Consider the following 20,873-nt stretch of genomic DNA (forward strand, 5'->3'; position numbering starts at 1 on the left):
GTCAGCCCGCCAGACGAAGCACCCGCTTCCAGGCGCGCTCGTACCAGGGCTTCGGCTCCTCGTCGGCCAGTTGCAGGCCGATGGTCAGCGCGTGATCGTCCTTTACCCGGTGCACCACCAGCGCCACGTCGCCGAGCCGCATGGTCTCGCCGGCATGCGGCGCACGGCCGAGCCGCTTCTTGAACAGCTCCGCCACAGTCATCGCCTGCTGCGACGGCTCAGCCGCGATCCCGTAGATCTCCACCAGCGAGCCGAGCGTGGTATCGCCGCCGATGAAGAAATCGCCGAGCAATTCCGGATCCGGTGAGGATGGCGGCGGCAGATTGGCGAAGAAGCGGTCGAGCGAGGTTGCCTTCTCCTGCGGGGCGAGCAGAAAGACGTGGTCGCCCTCGTGCAGGCCGCGCGATTCCTCCGGCGTCAGAACCTTCTCGTCACGGATGACCAGCGCGAGCTTCGCCCAGGACGGCAGAATGCCACCGCGCAGATACGGGCTTCCGGACGTCACCCGATAGCCGACCAGCTCCTGCGCGCGCTGACCCGGCAGATCCAGTTCGATGCGCGGCTGGAAGGTATCGAGCCTACGTTTGGCGATCCGCATCTTGCGCGCGACGTAGGGCACGCTCCAGCCCTGAACCAGGAGCGACACAACCACCACGACGAAGCCGATGTCGAAGTAGAGCTGGCTGTTCGGCAAGCCGACGAGGAGCGGAATCGAGGCCAGAAAGATGCCGACCGCACCGCGCAGGCCGACCCAGGAGATGAACGTCATTTCGCGAAAGCTGAAACGGAACGGCGTCAGACACAGGAACACCGCAATCGGACGCGCCACCAGGATCAGGGTCGCTGCGATGGCAAGCGCCGGCAATAACCGGTCTGGCAGCGAGGCTGGCCAGGCCAGCAGACCGAGCAGCACGAACATCACGATCTGGCCGAGCCAGGTGGCGGCATCGAGAAATGCGACGATCGTGGAATGGGCGCGCTTGACTCGATTGCCGACCATCAGTCCGGCGAGATAGACCGCAAGAAAGCCCGATCCATCGACCACCGCGGCGACACCGAAGGTCACAACGGCACCGGTCGCGACGAACGGCGCGTGCAGACCCTGCGGCAGCGTCAGGCGGTTCAGCACCGCGGTGATGGCGTAGCCGCCGGCAATGCCCATGATCAGGCCGATCACGCCCTGTTTCACCAACATCAACGCAAGATCGGCAGGGGCCTGTGCGCCGTGCAGAATGATCTCGACCAGGACAATGGCGAGGAAAATCGCGAACGGGTCGTTGGTCCCCGATTCCACCTCGATGGTGGCGCCGACACGCGGCCGCAGGCGCAAGCCGCGCGAATGCATCAGGAAGAACACCGCCGCGGCGTCGGTGGAGGCGACGACGGCGCCGACAAGGAGCGACTCGGTCCATCCGAGATCCAGGAGATAATGCGCCACCGGAGCGGTGACGGCGGCGGTCAGCAACACGCCCAGGGTCGCGAGGGTGCCGGCCGGCGCCAGCACAGAGCGGAATGTCGCAAAGCGCGTGCGCAGGCCGCCGTCGAACAGAATCAGCGCCAGCGCCACCGATCCGACGGTGTAGGTCATGGCGACGTTGTTGAAGCTGATGCCGCCCGGGCCGGACTCGCCGGCGAGCACGCCGACGGCCAAAAAGATCAACAGCAACGGGGCACCGAACCGCAGCGCCACCAGGCTCGACAGGATGCCGGTCAGAACCAGCACCGCTCCGAGCAGAATGACGATATTGATCGATTCGAGCGCCGCCATCCGTGATGTTTCTCCGCACCCTTGGTAACGGCTGGACGCTGCGGTGCAATAAAAATGTGCGCGATCAGCGCGGCCGATCAGGCCGGCTGATCGTTCCGTTCGACGCTGTCCGTCACCGGCCCATCGGCTCCCGGCGTCTGCGATCGTGCGCTCGCCTCAGTGTCCTGCGGAATGGCTGCGATCATGGCGTTGGCGATCTCGTGCTCGCCCATGATGACATCAGTCGCACCATGCTTCTTCAGATGCGCGGTCTCGTCCTCGGAATGCGAGCGCGCGATGATTGGCAACGCCGGATTGGCCTTGCGGCCGAGTTCCGCTGCAAACCCGCCCTCAAAGGCATCCGGAACCGCGACCAGAAGGCAGCGTGCATTCGCGAGATTGGCCGCGGCAAGCACCTCCTTGTTCACGACATTGCCGCGGAGCGTCTCGACCCGCGTGCCGCTCAGGCGCTTGAGCGCTTCGGCATCGGTATCGATGACCAGCAGCGGCAGTCCCGCCTCGATCACGCGCGGTGCGACAAACCGTCCGACGCGGCCATAGCCAAGCAGCACCACGTGGTCGGTCAGCCGGGTCTGCGGGATCGGCTCGCGCGTGGCGCGCCTGCGGGTCTCTTCCTCCTCCTTCATCCGCGGCTTCTTCTTCGCGAGATAGCGGTCGAGCATGGCGAAGAAGAGCGGATTGAGCAGGATCGACAGGATCGCCCCGGCGAGGATCAGGTCCCGCGCATCCGGCGGCAACAGCGCCAGGGTCACGCCGAGACCCGCGAGGATGAAGGAGAATTCGCCGATCTGCGCGAGGCTGGCCGAAATCGTCACCGCCGTGGAGGGCGGATAGCGGAACAGCCGCACGATCAGATAAGCCGCGATCGACTTGCCGAGCACGATGATCAACAGCGTCGCCAGCACCGGCAACGGCTCGCGCACTACGATCATCGGATCGACCAGCATGCCGACCGACACGAAGAACAGCACCGCGAAGGCGTCGCGCAGCGGCAGCGTCTCCTGCGCGGCGCGCTGCGACAATTCGGATTCGGCCAGGATCATACCGGCGAAGAACGCGCCCAGGGCGAACGAGACGTCGAACAGCACGGCGGCGCCGAAGGCCACCCCGAGCGCGATCGCCAGCACCGCCAGCCGGAACAATTCACGCGAACCGGTATGGGCGACCCAGTGCATGATCCAGGGAATCACCCGGCGGCCGACGATCAGCATGATCACGACGAAGGCCGTCACCTTGGCGAGCGTGAGCGCGAGCGGCCACAGCAACTGGTCCCAGGTCAGGTCCTGCCCGCCGCTTTTCAGCGTGTCCGCCAGCACCGGCAACAGCACCAGCGCCAGCACCATGGCGATGTCCTCGACGATCAGCCAGCCGACCGCGATACGTCCGCGCTCGGTTTCGACCAGCCGGCGCTCCTGCAGAGCACGCAACAGCACGACGGTGGACGCGACCGACAGGGCGAGACCGAAGACCAGCCCGGCCGCGACCGGCCAGCCCATCAGATAGGCGAGCCCCATGCCGAGCCCGGTCGCGACCGCGATTTGCACGATCGCGCCCGGAATCGCGATCGCCTTCACCTTGAGCAGATCGTCGAGCGAGAAATGCAGGCCGACACCGAACATCAGCAGGATGACGCCGATTTCGGCGAGCTGATCGGCGATCTTCTGGTCCGCCACATACCCAGGCGTGAACGGCCCGATCAGAATGCCTGCAAGGAGATAGCCGACCAGCGGCGATATCCTGATGCGTTGCGCCAAAGCCCCGAGGATGAAGGCAACGACAAGACCGATGACGAGCGTGGAGATGAGCGGCGTATCGTGATGCATTTGCCTTTCTTAAAGGCACAATGCGCCGATGGCGAGACACCGCGACGATCCGCGCGGCGATGGCCGCGCGGATTTCCCATCGGGCAGCGAGGAGGGACGTAAGGTCAGAACCCGACCTTGTCGCCGCCCTTGAGCGCGAGGATTTCGCGGGCATCGTCGGGCGATGCGATTTCGAGCCCGAGGCCTTCGAGAATCTTGCGCACCTGCGTGACCTGCGCGGCATTGCTCTCGGCGAGCTTGCCCGGCCCGACCCACAGCGAGTCCTCCAGCCCGACGCGCACGTTGCCGCCCATCGCTGCGGCGATCGCCGCGACCCGCATCTGGTTCGCACCGGCGCCCAGCACCGACCAGTGGTAATTGTCGCCGAGCAGGCGGTCGGCGGTGCGCTTCATCTGCATGATGTCTTCCGGGTGCGCGCCGATGCCGCCGAGAATGCCGAACACCGATTGCACGAAGACCGGCGCCTTGATCACGCCGCGATCGAGGAAATGCTTCAGCGTATAAAGATGGCCGATGTCATAGCATTCGACCTCGAAGCGGGTGCCGTTCTCGGCGCAGGTGGTGAGGATATATTCGATATCGGCGAAGGTGTTCTTGAACATGCCCTTGCGCGACCCCTCGAGATACGGCTCCTCCCAGTCGTGCTTGAACTGGCCCTTGTAGCGCGGGATCATCGGGTAGAGCCCGAAATTCATCGTGCCCATATTGAGCGAGGCGACTTCCGGCTTGAAGGTCGCAGCCGGACGTACGCGCTCCTCGATCGCCATGGTCGGCGCGCCGCCGGTGGTGATGTTCACTACCACATTGGAGCGCTGCTTGATCACCTGCAGGAACGGCGCGAAAGCCTCCGGCGTCTGGTCGGGGCGGCCGTCCTGCGGATTGCGCGCATGCAGATGCACGATCGCTGCGCCCGCCTCCGCCGCGCCGATCGCGGCATCGGCAATCTGCTGCGCGGTGACCGGCAGATGCGGCGACATCGACGGCGTATGAATCGAGCCGGTGACGGCACAGGTGATGATGACTTTGCGGCCCTTCGCCATATTTCCAACCCCGGATTTTGTCGTTTCAGAAGCGGCGGATTGAGCGCATCGCGCGCCCCATTCGTCAAGCGTCAAAGCGTGCGCAGACGCTCCAGCAGCCGCTTCACATCGTCCGCATTGTGGTACAGACCGAAGCCGACACGCAGCCGCGTGTCGCGCACATCGACCACAATATTGCGCGCCTTCAGCCGCGCCTGCCATTCCGATGCTTCGGGATGATCGAAGGTGAGGAAATTGCCGCGCGACATTTCCCGCGCCGGCACCACAAGACGCGCGGGATCGAACAGGCCGATCGGGCTTTCCGAAATACCGGCGAGGAAGATGTCCTGCAGCGCCATCACATGCGCATGGATCCTTGCCGCGTCGAGACCGCGCGAGGCCATCCAGTCCAGCGCGGCACGCATGCGATAGAGCCCGCTCGGATCGAAGGTCGCGCCCATGAAGCGCTGGCCGTCGGTCGCGTAGCGCACGCGATCCTGCGGACCCGACAACGAGGCGAAGCTCGCATACCAGCCGGTGTTGCGCGGCCTCTCGCCAAAGCCGGGCGGACAATGCATGAAGCAGGCGCCCTCGCCCGCCATCGCATATTTGTAGCCGCCGGCGAGATAGAAGGCGCGGTCCGCGACATGCGAGAGATCGACCGGCAGCGCCAGAAAGGCGTGATAGCCGTCGATCACCGTCAGCCGGTCCGGTGCGGCGACAGCATCGACCAGCGCATCGAGATCGGGCAGCGCGTAGCCGGAATTGAAGTACACCTGGCTGACGAACACCATGTCCGGCGCATGCGCGCTCACCGCCTCGACGATGCGCGCCGGCAAGGTGGCGAACGGCTCGGTCGGCACCGCGACCAGGCGGATCAGGCCATCCTCGGCGAGCCGTTCGGTCTGCCGCCTGAAGGAGTGAAACTCGCCGTCGGTGGTGACGATGACGGGCGTGCGGCCAAGCGGCAGCGCCGAGATCAGCCGGTTGACGAATTCATGGGTGTTGACCGCGGAGACCAGCGTCGCCGGATCCGGCAGGTTCAAATGCCGCGCGATCCCGCCGGTCACCGCGGGCCAGACTTCGCCCAGCACGCGGGTCCATTTTTCGTCGACCAGACGGGCGGCATCGTCCCAGAGTTGAATCTGCGCCTCGCGCGTCACATCCGGCCAATAGGCATGGCTATGCGCGGCGAAGTGCAGCCGGTCGGGATCGGCGTTGCGGAAGCGGGAGAAGTCGGCGGTCAGGTCGAGCGGGGCTTGCATGCCTGCATGCATATTGGGTCTTTGGGATCATTGCCACACCGGCATGGCGCACTAGAGTAGCGCCAGCAAATCAGGATCGGACAAGAAAAGTGGCAACCAACGAGTCACCGCCCGCAAGCCGCATCGGCGACGACATCCATGTCGACCTCGCCGGCCGCATGACCTATGGCGATTATCTCCAACTCGGCACCCTGCTGGCCGCCAAGAAGCCCCTGTCCGGCAAGCATGACGAGCACCTTTTCATCACCATCCACCACGTGCAGGAATTGTGGCTCAACCTGATGGGCCACGAACTCGATGCCGCGGTCGATTTCATCCTGCGCGACCAGCTGCCGCCGTCGTTCAAGTCGATGGCGCGGATGACCCGCATTCTCGAGCAAATGATCAGCGCCTGGAACGTGCTGTCGACCATGACGCCATCGGACTATCTGGAATTCCGCGGCGATCTCGGTCAATCGTCCGGCTTCCAGTCCTTCCAGTACCGCGCGGTCGAATTTCGCCTCGGTGCGAAGGACCCGAAGATGCTGCTGCCGCACCGGCACGACAGCGCCAATTACGACCGGCTGAAGGCGGCGCTCGATGCACCGAGCCTGTACGACGCCGCGCTGATGCTGCTTTACCGTCGCGGTTTTGCGATCCCCGACGAGATCGTGAAGCGCGATTTCTCGGTCCGGCATGTGCCAAACGACGCCGTGCGCGACGCCTGGCTGAAGGTGTATCGCGAGTCCAAGAAGTATTTCGACCTGTACGAACTGGCCGAGGAGCTGGTCGATCTGGAAGATTGGTTCCAGCAGTGGCGTTTCCGCCACATGAAGACCGTCGAGCGCATCATCGGCTACAAGCGTGGCACCGGGGGCTCGAGCGGCGTCGGATTCCTGAAGTCAGCGCTGGATCACTCGTTTTTCCCTGAATTATGGGCGGTGCGCACCGAGCTCTAGTCCAATCGCCCCGCCAGTGAGGTCGGCGCAAGCGGCCGTTAGCGTCGGTCACGGTTCGTTTACGATAACAAATGATGACCGGAACCCTTTAAGCTGCCGCAAATCCATCGTTGGTCATATGATCAGGGGACCCGGTGGGGGTTTGAGTTCGTTATGCGTGCGTGGATGGGACGGGTGTTTGGCTGCGCCGGCTGGCGGCGTGCGGCCACGGTTGCGTTGGCTGCGGTTCTGCTGACCGCCTGCGCCAGCGTCGAGCGCATCCCCTATACCCAGCAGGAACAGGAACTGGCGATCATCCCCGGCATCCCCGACGCGCGGGTTTGGGCGGACGATCCTGCGCTCGCGCGGCGCAACCCGATCACCAACATACGCCCGGGCGATAACCCGGCGATTCTCGCCTTGTCCGGCGGCGGCGCAGACGGCGCGTTCGGCGCGGGCTTGCTGAACGGCTGGACCCAGCGCGGCGACCGGCCACGATTCACCATCGTCACCGGCGCGAGTGCCGGCGCGCTGATTGCGCCATTCGCCTTCCTCGGACCGCAATACGATTCCGTTCTGGCCGACGTGTTCTCCAGCGGCGCGTTCGAGGGCTTCCTCAAATTCCAGGGTGTACGCGGGCTGTTCGGCACCAGCCTGTTCGAAGCCGCGCCGCTGCGGCAGCTGATCGCCAAACACGTGACGCCAGATGTCATCGAAGCAGTAGCGCGGGAATACCGCGCCGGGCGGCGGCTGTTCATCGTCAGCACCCAACTCGACGCGCAGCGCACCGCGATCTGGGACATGGGCGCCATCGCTTCAAGTGTCGATCCGCGCGCGCCTGAGCTGTTCCGCCAGGTGATCGAGGCCTCCGCCAGCATTCCCGGCATTTTCTCGCCGGTGCTGATCGATGTGGAAGCGCAGGGCAAGCGCTTCGCCGAGATGCATGTCGACGGCGGCATCATCTCCAACGTGCTGGTGATCCCGGAAGCGATGCTGCTGTCGAACAAGCCGATTGCGCCAAGCGGGGTGCGCCCGCGCATCTATGTCATCCTGAACAGCAAGCTCGGCCCGTATTTCGATGTGGTGCCGGCCAACACGGTGCGGATTGCCGTGCGCGCCTTCGAGACATCCGTGCGCGCGAATACACGCAACACGCTGCTCGCATCCTATGAATTCATCCGCCGCCGCAACTGGACGCTAACGCTGGCAGCGATCGACGACAGTTTCCCGTCGCAGGCATCGGCCGGCTTCGACACCGCCTATATGAAGGGCCTGTTCGAATTCGGTGTCGAACAGGGCCGCACTGGCGCTGCCTGGCGGCGTGGTCCGGGCTCGGACGCGCCGCCGCCGATACGCGCGCCGCGGGTCAGCCAGCGCGCGGTGACGCAGTAGCGTCTACTTCCTAACCGCCGCCAGGAAATCGAAGTCGCAGCCCTCGTCCGCCTGCTGCACATGCTCGCGATAGAGTTTCGCGTAACCGCGCTGCGCATCGTCGGGCACCGGCGGCGCAATCCATGATTTGCGGCGCTCTTCCAGTTCGGCATCGCTCACCAGCAAATCGAGGCTGCGGTTCGCGACATCGAGCTTGATCCGGTCGCCAGTCCGAACCAGCGCCAACGGCCCGCCAACGGCGGATTCCGGCGAGACATGCAGCACGATGGTGCCGAACGCCGTACCGCTCATGCGCGCATCGGATATGCGCACCATGTCCTTCACGCCCTGCTGCGCCAACCGCTTCGGAATCGGGATATAGCCCGCTTCGGGCATGCCGGGCGCGCCGATCGGGCCGGCATTGCGCATCACGATCACGTCGTCGGCGCCGATATCGAGCGAAGGATCGTCGATCCGGTTGGTCATGTCCTCGACCGATTCGAACACCACGGCGCGGCCTTCATGCTGCATCAGTTTCGGTGACGCCGCCGCCTGCTTGATCACGGCGCCGCGCGGACACAGGTTTCCGCGCAGGATCGCCATGCCGCCTTCCTTCTTCAGCGGCGCGCTGCGCGGACGGATCACGGTCTGGCCGGGCACGTCCTCGAAGGTCTTGATGGCGTCGCCGAGCGTGCCGCCCATGACGTGCTTCGCGTCGAGCTTCAGCACGTCCTTCAATTCCTGCATCAGCCGCGGCACGCCGCCGGCATAATGGAAATGCTCCATGTAGTGATCGCCGGACGGCTTCAGGTCGACCAGCACCGGCGTCCGCTTGCCGATCTCGTCATATTCCTCAAGCGACAGCGGCGTGTCGGTTCGGCCCGCGATGGCGGAGAGATGCACCACGCCGTTGGTCGAGCCGCCGATCGCCTGCAGCATGACGATCGCGTTATGCAGCGCGTCCTTGGTAATGATGTCCGACGGCTTCGGCCCGCCACTCTTGGCAAGGGAAGCAGCCTGCTTGCCCGTCGCTTCCGCGACGCGAACACGATCGGCATGCGGCGCCGGAACGGTCGCCGCACCCGGCAGCGCCATGCCCATGGCTTCCATCATGCAGGCGATGGTGGACGCGGTGCCCATCACCCCGCAGGTGCCGACCGAAGGCACCAGCCGTTCGTTCGCCACTTCGATGTCCTCGCCCGAGATGCGGCCGCCGCGAAATTCGCCCCACAGCCTGCGGCAGTCCGTGCAGGCGCCGAGCACCTCGCCCTTGAAATGACCGACCAGCATCGGCCCGACCGGCAACACGATGGTCGGACGGTCGGCGCTCACAGCCGCCATCACCTGCGCCGGCGTGGTCTTGTCGCAGCCGCCAATCAGCACCACCGAATCCACCGGCAGCGCGCGCATCATCTCCTCGGTGTCCATCGCCATCAGGTTGCGCAGGAACATCGAGGTCGGATAGGCGAAGCTTTCGTGGATCGAGATGGTCGGGAACACCATCGGCATCGCGCCGGCCAGCATCACGCCGCGCTTCACCGCCTCGATCAGTTGCGGCACGTTGCCATGGCACGGATTGAAATCGGAATAGGTGTTGGTGATGCCGACGATGGGGCGATCCAGCGCGTCGTCCGAATAGCCCATGCCCTTGATGAAGGCCTTGCGCAGGAACAGCGAGAAATCCTTGTCGCCGTAGCTGGTCAGGCCCTTGCGCATTCCGCTGGTCACGCCACCACTCCGTTCGCTCCGTCATCCTGAGGTGCGAGCCCGAAGGCGAGCCTCGAAGGATGAACGGCCACCGCTTTTTAGCCGTCGCCCTTCGAGGCTTGCGCTTTGCGCAAGCGCCTCAGGGTGACGGCGAAAGGTTCGTTGGTGGTGTAGGCAGGAAGCCGCAGCGGCGCAATGCTCTTGCCACGCAGCTATTGCAGCGTCACGCCGGCTTTTTTCACAATCTCGGACCAGAGGTCGGCTTCCGCCTTGAGGCCGGCGGCCCATTGCTCCGGGCTCTCCTGCGGAACGCCAAGGCCGATCGCCTTGTAGCGGGCAATCACGTTCGGTTCCTTCAACGCCGCCTGCACCGCCTCGCGCAGCTTCCTGATCACCGGCTCGGGCGTGCCCGCAGGCGCCGCCATGCCCCACCAGTTTGCGCCGGTGAAGCCGGGCAGACCGCTTTCGATCAGCGTCGGCGTGTCCGGCAGTTCCGGCAGCCGCTCCGCCGTCGCCACCGCAAGCGCGGTAAACTTGCCATCCTTGAGATGGCCGAGACCCGCGGCCAGCCCAACCGTGAAGAGCTGGATGTCGTTCTGCAGCAGCGCCAGAACGCCCTGCGGCGAACCGCGATAGGGGATGTGCTGCATATCGAGATTGCGGGCGAGCTTGACGCGCTCGAGCAGCAGGTGATTGACGGTGCCGGGCGCCGGCGAACCGAAATTGACCTTGCCCGGATTGGCCTTCACGTAGTCCATGAACGCGGCGAAGTCCTTCGCCGGAACCGTCGGGTTGGAGAACAGAACCAGCGGCACGTCGGCCAGTTTCGCCACCGGCGCGAGCGCGGCGAGCGGATCGATCGGCATCGCCATCGTGAACTGGTTGATGACGAAATTGTTGGTCGCCGTCACCACCAGGGTGTAGCCATCGGGCGCGGACTTCGCGACCTCGATGGTGCCGATATTGCCGGCCGCGCCCGGCTTCGCTTCGATGATCAGCTTCTGGCCGAGCACCTCCTCCATTTTCGGCGCCAGCAGACGCATGATACCATCGGAGACGCCGCCCGCGGTATAGGTCAGCACGACGCGGATCGGCTTATCCGGAAAGTCCTGCGCATGACCTGAAAGCGCGGACAGCGAGAGCATCATTCCGGCGGCGGCAAGACGAAGAAAATTCGTGCAACGCATAACCCCTCTCCCATCGTGTCAGTTGGCTCGGTGCTGCTCCAGCGGGGCTATTCCCTGACTTTTCTTGTGACCGGCAGGTTCGAATATCGCGAGATCAGAATTTCGGAAACAATTGCTTGTCGGCGAGCCAGCGCGACATCTGCAGCCGCTGTTTGCGCGAGCCGGACAGGAAGGCCTGATGCTCCTTCTTGTTCGGCCAGACGTGATCCGGCGTCACCGCCATGCGAACGAGAATGTCGTCCTTCGTGACGTTGAAGACCATCAGATCCTGCGCCAGCGTCAGTGGGCCCTTCCAGGCCTGACGCACGTCACGCTCCATCTCGGCCGCGGTGTCGAAGTCGTTGAAAAAATGATAGATCACGGCGTGCCGCGGGTTGGTCTTCGCAAACACATGCCCAACCTCCGATGGCGCGGTGTGCGCGATGGTGCCGATGCCCTTCGCCATGCGCTCGTCATAGCCCGAGCGCTGCATGAGCTGCGACACGGTATTGAAGGCTTCATGCACCAGAAGGTCGGCGCCCTGCGCGTTATCGACGAAGAACTGGCTGGGCGTGGTGTCGCCGGAAAAGACGAAACACAGCCCGTTCCATTCCAGCCGCAGGCTCACCGGCCCGTCGTAGATATGGATCGCCGGGAAGCTTTTGATGACGACGCCGTTCTTGTCATAGATCACGCCGGTTTTGGTGAAGTCGAATTCATGCACCTCGACCTCGGCGCCGGCATCCGGAAGCAGTCCGTGCCGGGTATCGGTGTCCCATGCAAAGGACTCGATCTGCTTCTCGACGAAATGCTTCATGCCGTATTTCGGCTCGGGGCCCGACGGACCATACATCACCAGCGGCTTTGACCGCCCGCCCGCCCAGCTTCCGATCCAGACCTGCGCGAAGTCGCCGACATGGTCGGCATGCAGGTGGGTGGCGAAATAGGCGGTGACGTCCTGGTGCGGAATTTCGAGCGCCGTGAAATTGGTCTGCGAACCCGAGCCGAAATCCCAGATGAATTTGTCGCCGTTGCCGAGCTCGATCAGAAACGAGGTATTGGCCTGCGCACGCCGCACGAACGGGCGCCCGGTGCCGAGCGCCGTTATGCGCATCTCGTCCGCTGCGAGCTCCTCGGTGTTGGGAAAATAATAGTCGCGCTTCGCACTCATTCCGCACCTGTTGTCATGACATGTCGTCGAGATCGGCAATATCCGCCATCCTGCGCGTGTTGGCCTTGATCTGGCGAAGCACGCGCATCAGCATCTCGAATTCACCTTTGTTGACGCCCTTGAACGCCTCGCGATAGTGCCGCCGGGCCACCGCCCGCGCGACCTCGAAGGTGCGCCGTCCTTTGTCCGAAAGGCTCACGACCAGGGCGCGGCGATCGTCCGGCAACGGCTCGCGTTCGACCAGCCGATCGCGCGCCATGTCGTCGAGCAGACGCCCGAGGCTCGAGCGGTCGAGCACGGTGAGTTGAGCCAGTTCGCCGATGGTCTGGCCATCCTTCTGCCGGAGCGCCGCCATCGCCCGCCACATCGGCACCGAGATGCCCACGCCGCGCAAGGCGCGCGCCAGGTTGAGCTGGTTCTGCCGCTGGATGGCGGCGAAGTAATGCATCGGATAATCGGTGATGCGGTAAGGCTTTTCGACCGCGCGCCTTGCACCGGCGAGCGAGGCCGCTGTGGCGCGGCGGCGCGCCGGCACGTCAGCCGATGGCGCGGACTTGGCGGGAGTGGCTGGTTTCTTGGCCATGCAGATATAATACTTGTATTATATCTGGCAGACAATGGCCGCTATTTCGCCATCAGGCCGACAGCACACATGGCCGGAGCGGAGATCACCGGGGAGATCACAGCCCGGCGGCGTCCAGCGCAGGCCGTCGGCTGGGCGCCGGCGACCTGACAGGACGCGGAAGAGTTGATTCTTCTCAATCCACCGCGTCGACGGGACGGTTAGCTTTAGTCGCGATGACCCATTTACCCCCCTGCGTAGCCAGCATCGGCGGCTCAGTCACATTGGAATCGTGCACCGCCCGCAGCGAGACATGCAGCGGGTTGCATTGCCATGCGCGCGTCCTCGCCAAGGATACGTACGTCTTTCACCAGCAGGATCGCCCGACCCACATCCACTGGGTGCGCAGGGGATTGCTGCGGCTCTACCAGACCCTTGCCAACGGCAAGCGTCAGATCGTGGGCTTCGCCTTTCCCGGCGAGTTTGTCGATCTCGCCGTCGAGCGCGAATACGCCGTCAGCGCGCAGGCGGTGACCGAAACAGAGCTTCGCAGCATGCCGCGCTCCAGCTTCACCGCCGCCGCGCAGGCGGATCCGCAATTCTCGTTTCAGCTCTTTGTCTCGGTCTCGGAGCGGCTCGCGCGCGCCTCCGATCTGGCGCTGACGGTCGGTCAGCGCACCGCGGAAGCGAGTCTTGCGGTGTTTCTGATCGAAATGCACAATCGGATCAGCCTCGGCGATCCGGCGCGGCGCGACCTGTATCTGCCGATGCCACGCTCGGATATCGCAGATCATCTCGGACTGACACCGGAGACCGTTTCGCGCCTGTTCACGCGGTTCGCGCGTGAGGAGCTTATTGCGCTCTGCAAGCGGCGCGGCGTCAACCTGCTCGACCTCGACGGTCTGCGGCGGCTCGCGCAGGGCCTTCCAGCCCGCGACGGATCGTGACATGCCGTTGCGGCACCTGTGCAACACGGCACCGCCGTGTGATCAAACCTGATCCAGATCAATTACGCGCCCTGGCCCGGATCGTCCTTTGAAGGCTGCACATTCGTATGTGCCAACGTTTTGGGGGCTGAAAACAATGATCCGAAAGCTGGTTTTGACAACCTTGGCGGCAGGCGGGCTGACCGTCGCTGCGGCCGGCATGCCGCCGGCTTATGCCGCCGACATGGCGCCGATGGTGACGAAAGCTGCGCCGCCGCCTGTCGTCTGGAATCCCTGGATGATCCGACTGCGCGCGCTCGTGGTCGATCCGAAGAACGACACCACATTCGACCAGTTGCCGGGCGGCAATGCCACGTGGTCGACCTCTGTCGTGCCGGAGCTCGACATCACCTACTTCTTCACGCCGAACATCGCAGCCGAACTGATCCTCGGCGTCACGCCGCACCGGGCGACCGGCACCGGGATCGTGACCGGCGGCGCGGCCCCCGGTCTCAACATGCAGGGACTGCCGATCGGCAAGACCTGGTTGCTGCCGCCGACGCTGACCTTCCAGTATCACGCCACCAATTTCGGCGCGTTCAAGCCTTATGTCGGCGCCGGCGTGAACTACACGGTGTTCTTCAACGAATCGGCGGCCAATACCCTCGGGGGAAACCCGGCGGTGCGGATCTCCAGCTTCAAGGTCAACAACGCCTGGGCACCGGCCGTGCAGGCCGGCTTCGATTACATGCTCGACAAGAACTGGGGCATCAACTTCGACGTCAAATATTTGTGGCTGCGTCCGACTTTCTCGGCGGCGGTCAATGACGGGGCGATCGCGCTGACCGGCAAGGCCAAGCTCGATCCGTGGATCTGGGGCGGCGGCATTACCTACAAATTCTGAACCGCATCTGCGACACGATCACGAGATGAAGATGGGCGCTACGGCGCCCATCTTCATTTGGCTCCGGAAGATGCTGCACCCGGCTCTGCCGCCATTCTGGACTCCGCCGAGATCGTATCGGCGGCCTGGTGCAGGCAGTCGAGCAGCCGGCTTGTGGCATTCGAAGGACTGCGTCCGCGCATCCGCACCGCAGAGAGCGCCGCGGCGGTGCGCAGCGTCTCGACCGGCAACCGTTTCAGCAGACCCAGCGCTTCGAAATAGGCGGTGATATCCTCCGACAGCACCCACAGCATGTCGCGCGCATTCATCAGGCTGACATTGGTCTGGATCGACGACGATTCGATCATGCAACGGGCGGGCCTGCGCTTGACGCGCCGGAAGATGCGCTCGATGCCGGCGCGCATCGGCGTACCTTCCTGCGGCAGGATCCAGTCCTGCTCGGCAAGCGTGGCCCAGCCAACCGCCGCACCGCGCGTCAACGGATGCTGCGGGCCGGCCACGATCAGGATCGCCGGATCGTAAAGCTCGTCCATCGCAAAATCGCGGTCGACCAGGGCCGGTTCGACGCGTCCGATGACAAGATCGAGCCTGCCGTCGCGCAGCATCGCGAAATGCTCCTCCATCGCGCCTTCGCGCATGGTGACGACGACATCCGGGGCGCGATCAAGCACCAGCGAGAGCGCGCGCGGCATCAGCACATAGCAGGCGCCGATGCCGGCACCGACCGCGACCGTGCCGGACAGCCCGCTTTCGATCGCCTCGATCTCGGCCTGCGCCCGATCGAGATTGCCGACGAGATTGGCCGCATGGCGGATCAGCGCACGGCCGGCGGCGGTCGGGTGCAGCGAGCGGCCCGCCTTCTCGAACAGGGCAACGTCGAGATCGGACGCCAGGGCGGCGAGCAGCTTGGACGCGGCGGGCTGCGACAGCCGCGCCTCGCGCGCTGCCGCGCTCAGCGTCGGGGCGTGTTCGAGCGCCGCCAGCAATTCGAGTTGGCGCAGCCGGATGCGGCGGCGCAGCGTCTGACCGGATTTGCGCGGCTTCGCCTGCGGCTTTGCGTTCGGCTTGGGCGGCTTGCTGGAGGGTGTTCTGGACATATGCCCATTATGACATGAATTCGCGTCAACTATTCATTTGAAGAAAGTGTACCGATTTTTCAGAATCGTTCCAGCTTCCCGCATCGAAAGCGCTAAAGTCCGGGCCGATCATGGATTCCTCCCCTCATTTTTCCCGCCCCGGACTGCAGATGACGAAACCCGCCCCGTTTATCGATCGCTTCGGTTTGTGGACCGCCGAGCAGAAAAAGCAGGCCCGCGCGCTCAAGGCGCTCGCCGCCAAACACAAGCTGAAGCTGATCCGGCTGGTGTGGTCCGACACCCACGGGCACGCGCGCACCAAGGAAGTCACGATCCCGGCTTTCCTGTCGGCGCTGTCGAGCGGCTACAACATCAATGTCGCGACCACGACGCTCGATGCCTCGGGCGCGCGCACTTTCGCCTCGTTCACGCCGGGCGGCGGCATGGGGCTCGAGGAAATGACCGGCTCGCCCAATCTCACCATCGTGCCGGACCCGTCCACCTTCCGCGTACTGCCATGGGCGCCGGGCATCGGCTGGGTGATCTGCGACGAATATTTCAACACCGGCATGCCGTTTCACTTCTCGCCGCGGCAGCTTTTGAAGAAGCAGCTCGCGCGTTTGAAGCAGCAGAAGTTCGGGCTGACGATCGGGCTGGAGGTGGAATGGTATCTCTTGCGTCTCGCCGGCGATCCGATTGCGCCGGAAAACACCAATGCCATCGGCCTCAAGGGCAAGCCGGTCCGCACCTATCCGGTCGAGACCGGCTATTCCTATCACTCCGAATCCAACTTCGACATCATGCAGCCGGTGCTGACGGCCTTGTGCGAGCATTTCGAAGCGATCGACCTGCCGCTGCGCTCGATCGAAAACGAATGGGGACCGGGCCAGGTCGAATGCACCTTTGCGCCACGCGATGCGCTGACCACCGCCGACAACCTGATCCTGTTCCGCAGCGCCACGCGCCAGATCACGCGCCGCATGGGCTATCTCGCAAGCTTCATGGCGCGGCCGGCCATTCCCGGCTTCTGCGCCAGCGGCTGGCATCTGCATCAGTCGCTGACCGACCCGAGCGGCAAGAAGAATCTGTTCACGCCGAACGGCAAAGACGCGTCAGTGGGGGACCCGTTGTCGCCGGTCGGCATGCACTATCTCGCGGGGCTGCTCGCGCATGCGAAGGCCGCCACGCCCTTTACCACGCCGACCATCAACGGCTATCGCCGCTACAAGCCGAACTCGCTCGCGCCCGACCGCGCCACCTGGGCGTATGACCATCGTGGTGTGATGGCGCGCGTCCTTGGCGCGCCTTTCGATCCGGCGACGCGGATCGAGAACCGGATCGGCGAGCCTTCGGCCAATCCCTATCTCTACATCGCCGCGCAGATCGTATCGGGGCTCGACGGCATCGCCAACAAGAGCGAGCCCGGACCGCAGGAACTGAACCCGTACAACTCGGACTTTCCGCTGCTGCCGAAGACGCTGCCGGATGCACTTGCGGCGCTGGAAGCGTCCGCATTGTTCCGCGAACATTTCGGCGAGACCCTCATCAATTACTTCACAGCCTTCAAGCGCACCGAACTCGGCCGCTTCGAGAAATGGAAGAGCGAACACGGTGTCGCCGGTCATCCCGCGGACGAACCCACCGAATGGGAGCAGAATGAGTATTTCGATTATTTTTGAGAGTTGGCAAAACGCGACTCTCTCTCCCCGTCATCCTGAGGTGACCGGCGAAGCCGGGCCTCGAAGGATGCACGGCTGCTGACCGGGCCGTCGCCCTTCGAGGGCCGCCTTCGGCGGCCACCTCAGGGTGATGGATCAAGAATAACCTCACAGCACAGGACCTGACGCCATGCTGGAAAAAACCACAAACCTGACGCGCACCGCCTATCTGTCGCCGCCCTACGATTACGACGAACTCGTGCAGCGCGACCGCGTGCATCAGCTGATCTATACCGACCCCGCGATCTTCACCGCCGAGATGACGCACATTTTTGGCGCGGTCTGGGTCTATCTCGCGCACGAGAGCCAGATTCCGAACAACGACGATTACGTCCTGAGCAAGCTCGGCCTGCGGCCGATCATCGTGCTGCGCGATTCAAAAGGACAGATCCGCGCGCTGTACAATCGCTGCACCCATCGCGGCACCACCCTCTGCCGGCTGGAAAAGGGCAATTCCAATGTCTTCCGCTGCCCCTATCACGGCTGGACCTTCAACAATGACGGTTCGATCCGCAACGTGCCGTGGCCGGACGGCTATGCGAACGACGTGACCGAGACGCGCTTCAACGCCGCGCAGATCCCGCGCGTCGAAAGCTATCGCGGCTTCATCTTCGGCACCCTCAACATGGATATGCCGCCGCTCACCGAATATCTCGGCGACGTGAAAAAGCCGCTCGACGAATGGCTCGACCGCCATCCCGGCGGCAAGGTCGCGATCTGCGAAGCCAATCGCCTGAAATACAACGGCAACTGGAAGCTCGCCTACGACAATTCATGCGACGGCTATCATGTCGTGTTCTCGCACCGCTCGCTGCTCGACATGGAGAACCGGCTGGTCGAGGAAGGCGCCAAGGGCATGTCCTATTACAAGGGACGCCCTGACGAGCAGCCGATGTACATGAAGTATTTCGGCCACGGCCATCACTTCAAGGACAAGCGCCCGAACATGGAGATCAAGCCGGGCGCGATGTGGGCCGTGGAAAGCCCGCATCCCGGCATGGAGCATTACGAAGCCGAATTGCGCCGCCGTCTCGGCGACCGCGCGCCTTTGGCGCTCGATCTCGCCTCGTCCGAGCCCGTGAACATCAACATCTTTCCGAATCTCTCGATTCTCGGAAACCACTTCCAGGTGTTCGAACCGCTCAGCGTCACCGAAACCAACGCGGTCTGGTACGGCACCGCCGTGGTCGACGAGGAAGGCGTGTGGGGCGACGAACTCCATCTGATCAATGCGCTGCGCATGCGCACGCAGGAAGGCTTCCCGAATTTCGGCGAGGTCGACGACCTCGCCAATTTCGAGGAGATCCAGCGCGGGCTCGGAGCTTTCGAGGACGAATGGGTCTACATGCATCGCGGCATGGATATTCCAGGCCGCACCGTCGATTGCGGCGACGGGGTGCTGAAAGCGCCCGCCACCGACGAGATGTTCATGCGCGAATACATCCAGTACTGGAAGCGGCTGATGCAGACCGAGCCCAACGTCCAGATCAAGCGGGAGCCGTGACGATGAACGCACCCGTCAAGCACGATCCGCACAAGACCTCGTTCTACATCACCGATGCGCTGTACGAAGAGATCATCGGGAATTTCTCGATCTGGCAGCGCGACGATCTCGTCATCAACGACCATGTCGAGCGCGATCTGTTCCGTGGCCTGCTGGAACACGAAGCACGACTACTCGATCAGGATCGTCTCGAGGACTGGCTGACGCTGTTCACCCCGGAATGCGTGTACTGGCTGCCGTCGACGCCGACCGGCGGCGATCCGCGCAAGGAGATTGCCATCACCTTCGATGACCGGCGCCGGCTGGAGGATCGCATCTATCGCCTGCGCACCGGCTATGCCTGGTCGCAGAAGCCGAAGTCGCGCACGGTGCGGCTGGTGACCAATGTCGAGGTGTTCGATGCCGGCCGCGCCGATACCCGCATGGTGCGGTCCAATATCATGATCGCGGAATTCCGCGGCTTCGAGACGCGCTGCCTGTACGGCTGGTGCGGCCATCGCTACGTGAAGCAGGACGGCCGGTGGATGATCGCGGTGCGCCAGCTCAACCTGATCGATTGCGACCAGTGCATCCGTAATCCGAGCATCGTGTTGTGATCTGACCTCGCGAGCGCCGCTGCTACTCCCCTCCCCCCGCGAGCGGAAGCGGGTGTGGGGCCAAACCGACATCACGGCCAAGATACGCGCCCCACCCCGGTTCCCGTCGCTACGCGACGCGAACGGACCCTCCCCGCCGCTTCGCGGAGGAGGGAAAAGAAAGGTGGCGTGCTATAAGCGCCGCTGTCGTTGTTCTCTGGACGCAATCGCATGCCCCGGCTCGCCTCCGCCTTTCTCATCGCCTTTTCATTTCTGCTGCTGCCGTCGATCGGCGCGGCCTTCGCCCAGGACAAATCGAAGCTGCCGCTGCAGGGCAACTGGCGCTTCGAGAAGGACGCGGCCGACGCCGCGAACCTCTCCTTTGTCAGTGACGGCAGGGTGGTCTTTCTGGTGCGCGCCGGCCGCACCATCAGCATCTGGTTCGCCTATCCGCAGGGGGTGCAGACCAAGGGCGCGGCGCGCGTCCAAATCGATACCGGCAAGAAGCGCTGGCGGATGGACGGTGACCTGACCACCGAGGAGCAGGGCGGCAAACCGGCGGTCTATTTCATGCAGAACGACTTCGGCATGAGCGAGCGCAAGAAGAAATGGGGCAACCTGGTCCAGCGCTACAACCAGTTCATCGAGGGCCTGACGACGGCACCCGTGATCGTCATCACCACCAAGCAAGGGGTGATCCGCCTCCCCGCCGTCGACATCCCCGATGCGCGGCAGCAGATGCAGCTATAATCCTCGACGTCCGTACGCGAGCATGACGCATGAAGCGCCTGCCTGTTTTCGACGAAGACCGACATTCGCTCGAAGCTTTTTTCGAGCGCTGGGGCAGTCTGGTCGGCAACGTCGATTTCAGGCGCGCCCGCGATCTCTACACCGATGACGTGATCGCCTTCGGTTCGCTCGGCAAGATGATGACGTCGCGTGACGCGCTGGAAGCCGAGCAATGGCGTGCGGTATGGCCGACGCTGGCCGACTACACGCACGATCTGTCGACGCTCGAAGTCATTGTCTCGCCGGACCGGCTGATGGCGATGGGCGCGGTGATGGCGCGCACCATCGGCATTCACAAGGATGGCTCGCATTTCGACCGGCCGGTCCGCGTGACCGCAACGCTCATGCGCGAGGCGGTGGACGCACCGTGGCTCATGACGCACACGCATGTGTCGCTGGTGCCGGGCACGCCGGCGCCATCATACGGCAGGCGGCCGGAGGCAGAATAACCATCCATCCCTATCTATCGGGATCCGATCGAGGGCCTGAGTGCGCAGCCCGTGCTCCGGATTAACCTGAAGCCGGCCAGATTTTCCCCACCATCGTCACCCTCCCCTGGACGGGGAGGGTAAGACGCGTCACAGCACCGCTTACGGTTTGCGGAAGCAGCCG

The 20,873-nt window shown here is 64.0% G+C and carries 18 protein-coding genes; 9 read left to right on the top strand and 9 right to left on the bottom strand.

Annotation, left to right across the window (positions count from 1 at the left end; all coding sequences use genetic code 11):
- Position 1: 1 nt before the first annotated feature.
- The 4 genes from AC5I5I_RS02930 to AC5I5I_RS02945 all read right to left on the bottom strand — a co-directional run bounded on the left by AC5I5I_RS02930 (position 2) and on the right by AC5I5I_RS02945 (position 5,875).
- Entirely contained in the window at positions 2-1,768 is a 1,767-nt protein-coding gene (locus AC5I5I_RS02930) for a potassium/proton antiporter (protein WP_495969666.1), read from the bottom strand.
- Positions 1,769-1,845: 77 nt separating this feature from the next.
- Positions 1,846-3,591 carry a YbaL family putative K(+) efflux transporter gene (gene ybaL / locus AC5I5I_RS02935; RefSeq protein WP_495969668.1) on the bottom strand — a complete coding sequence of 582 codons (1,746 nt, stop codon included), beginning with the start codon at positions 3,589-3,591 and terminating at the stop codon, positions 1,846-1,848.
- Positions 3,592-3,695: 104 nt separating this feature from the next.
- Complete coding sequence (gene kce, locus AC5I5I_RS02940; protein WP_495969670.1) at positions 3,696-4,631, bottom strand: 3,5-dioxohexanoate:acetyl-CoA acetone transferase; 936 nt, start codon at positions 4,629-4,631, stop codon at positions 3,696-3,698.
- 71 nt (positions 4,632-4,702) lie between these two features.
- Positions 4,703-5,875, bottom strand: a complete 1,173-nt coding sequence (locus AC5I5I_RS02945; RefSeq protein WP_495969672.1) for an aminotransferase class V-fold PLP-dependent enzyme — start codon at positions 5,873-5,875, stop codon at positions 4,703-4,705.
- Positions 5,876-6,033: 158 nt separating this feature from the next.
- Between AC5I5I_RS02945 and AC5I5I_RS02950 the strand changes: the two genes are divergently transcribed.
- Both AC5I5I_RS02950 and AC5I5I_RS02955 read left to right on the top strand, forming a co-directional pair.
- The gene (locus AC5I5I_RS02950; RefSeq protein ID WP_495969845.1) at positions 6,034-6,813 is read left to right on the top strand and encodes a tryptophan 2,3-dioxygenase; all 780 of its coding nucleotides are present in this window, start codon (positions 6,034-6,036) and stop codon (positions 6,811-6,813) included.
- A gap of 153 nt (positions 6,814-6,966) precedes the next feature.
- The gene (locus AC5I5I_RS02955; protein ID WP_495969674.1) at positions 6,967-8,184 is read left to right on the top strand and encodes a patatin-like phospholipase family protein; all 1,218 of its coding nucleotides are present in this window, start codon (positions 6,967-6,969) and stop codon (positions 8,182-8,184) included.
- Positions 8,185-8,187: 3 nt separating this feature from the next.
- On the opposite strand, the gene AC5I5I_RS02960 is transcribed toward AC5I5I_RS02955, so the two are convergent.
- From AC5I5I_RS02960 to AC5I5I_RS02975, 4 genes are all read right to left on the bottom strand, one after another.
- Positions 8,188-9,891, bottom strand: a complete 1,704-nt coding sequence (locus AC5I5I_RS02960; protein WP_495969676.1) for an IlvD/Edd family dehydratase — start codon at positions 9,889-9,891, stop codon at positions 8,188-8,190.
- Positions 9,892-10,082: 191 nt separating this feature from the next.
- Entirely contained in the window at positions 10,083-11,057 is a 975-nt protein-coding gene (locus tag AC5I5I_RS02965) for a Bug family tripartite tricarboxylate transporter substrate binding protein (protein WP_495969678.1), read from the bottom strand.
- A 94-nt stretch (positions 11,058-11,151) separates the two neighbouring features.
- The gene (gene gntH / locus AC5I5I_RS02970; RefSeq protein ID WP_495969680.1) at positions 11,152-12,207 is read right to left on the bottom strand and encodes a guanitoxin biosynthesis MBL fold metallo-hydrolase GntH; all 1,056 of its coding nucleotides are present in this window, start codon (positions 12,205-12,207) and stop codon (positions 11,152-11,154) included.
- A gap of 13 nt (positions 12,208-12,220) precedes the next feature.
- Positions 12,221-12,790, bottom strand: a complete 570-nt coding sequence (locus AC5I5I_RS02975) for a MarR family winged helix-turn-helix transcriptional regulator (protein WP_495969682.1) — start codon at positions 12,788-12,790, stop codon at positions 12,221-12,223.
- A gap of 263 nt (positions 12,791-13,053) precedes the next feature.
- On the opposite strand from AC5I5I_RS02975, the gene AC5I5I_RS02980 reads away from it, so the two are divergent.
- Entirely contained in the window at positions 13,054-13,716 is a 663-nt protein-coding gene (locus tag AC5I5I_RS02980; RefSeq protein WP_495969684.1) for a Crp/Fnr family transcriptional regulator, read from the top strand.
- A 136-nt stretch (positions 13,717-13,852) separates the two neighbouring features.
- Positions 13,853-14,599 (top strand): OmpW/AlkL family protein, encoded by a 747-nt coding sequence (locus tag AC5I5I_RS02985; RefSeq protein WP_495969686.1) that lies wholly within the window; start codon positions 13,853-13,855, stop codon positions 14,597-14,599.
- 53 nt (positions 14,600-14,652) lie between these two features.
- Here AC5I5I_RS02985 and AC5I5I_RS02990 read toward each other — a convergent pair whose 3' ends face one another.
- Positions 14,653-15,696 carry a LysR substrate-binding domain-containing protein gene (locus AC5I5I_RS02990; protein ID WP_495969688.1) on the bottom strand — a complete coding sequence of 348 codons (1,044 nt, stop codon included), beginning with the start codon at positions 15,694-15,696 and terminating at the stop codon, positions 14,653-14,655.
- Positions 15,697-15,845: 149 nt separating this feature from the next.
- Here AC5I5I_RS02990 and AC5I5I_RS02995 point away from each other — a divergent pair, with 149 nt between their 5' ends.
- The 5 genes from AC5I5I_RS02995 to AC5I5I_RS03015 all read left to right on the top strand — a co-directional run bounded on the left by AC5I5I_RS02995 (position 15,846) and on the right by AC5I5I_RS03015 (position 20,710).
- Positions 15,846-17,354, top strand: coding sequence for a glutamine synthetase family protein (locus tag AC5I5I_RS02995; protein ID WP_495969691.1), 1,509 nt, complete (start codon positions 15,846-15,848; stop codon positions 17,352-17,354).
- 169 nt (positions 17,355-17,523) lie between these two features.
- Positions 17,524-18,897, top strand: coding sequence for an aromatic ring-hydroxylating oxygenase subunit alpha (locus tag AC5I5I_RS03000; protein WP_495969693.1), 1,374 nt, complete (start codon positions 17,524-17,526; stop codon positions 18,895-18,897).
- Between the two features lie 2 nt (positions 18,898-18,899).
- The gene (locus tag AC5I5I_RS03005) at positions 18,900-19,493 is read left to right on the top strand and encodes an aromatic-ring-hydroxylating dioxygenase subunit beta (protein ID WP_495969695.1); all 594 of its coding nucleotides are present in this window, start codon (positions 18,900-18,902) and stop codon (positions 19,491-19,493) included.
- A gap of 210 nt (positions 19,494-19,703) precedes the next feature.
- Positions 19,704-20,222 carry a hypothetical protein gene (locus AC5I5I_RS03010; RefSeq protein ID WP_495969697.1) on the top strand — a complete coding sequence of 173 codons (519 nt, stop codon included), beginning with the start codon at positions 19,704-19,706 and terminating at the stop codon, positions 20,220-20,222.
- A 29-nt stretch (positions 20,223-20,251) separates the two neighbouring features.
- Entirely contained in the window at positions 20,252-20,710 is a 459-nt protein-coding gene (locus tag AC5I5I_RS03015) for a YybH family protein (protein ID WP_495969699.1), read from the top strand.
- Positions 20,711-20,873 lie beyond the last annotated feature (163 nt).

This window comes from Pseudorhodoplanes sp. (genome assembly GCF_059499825.1).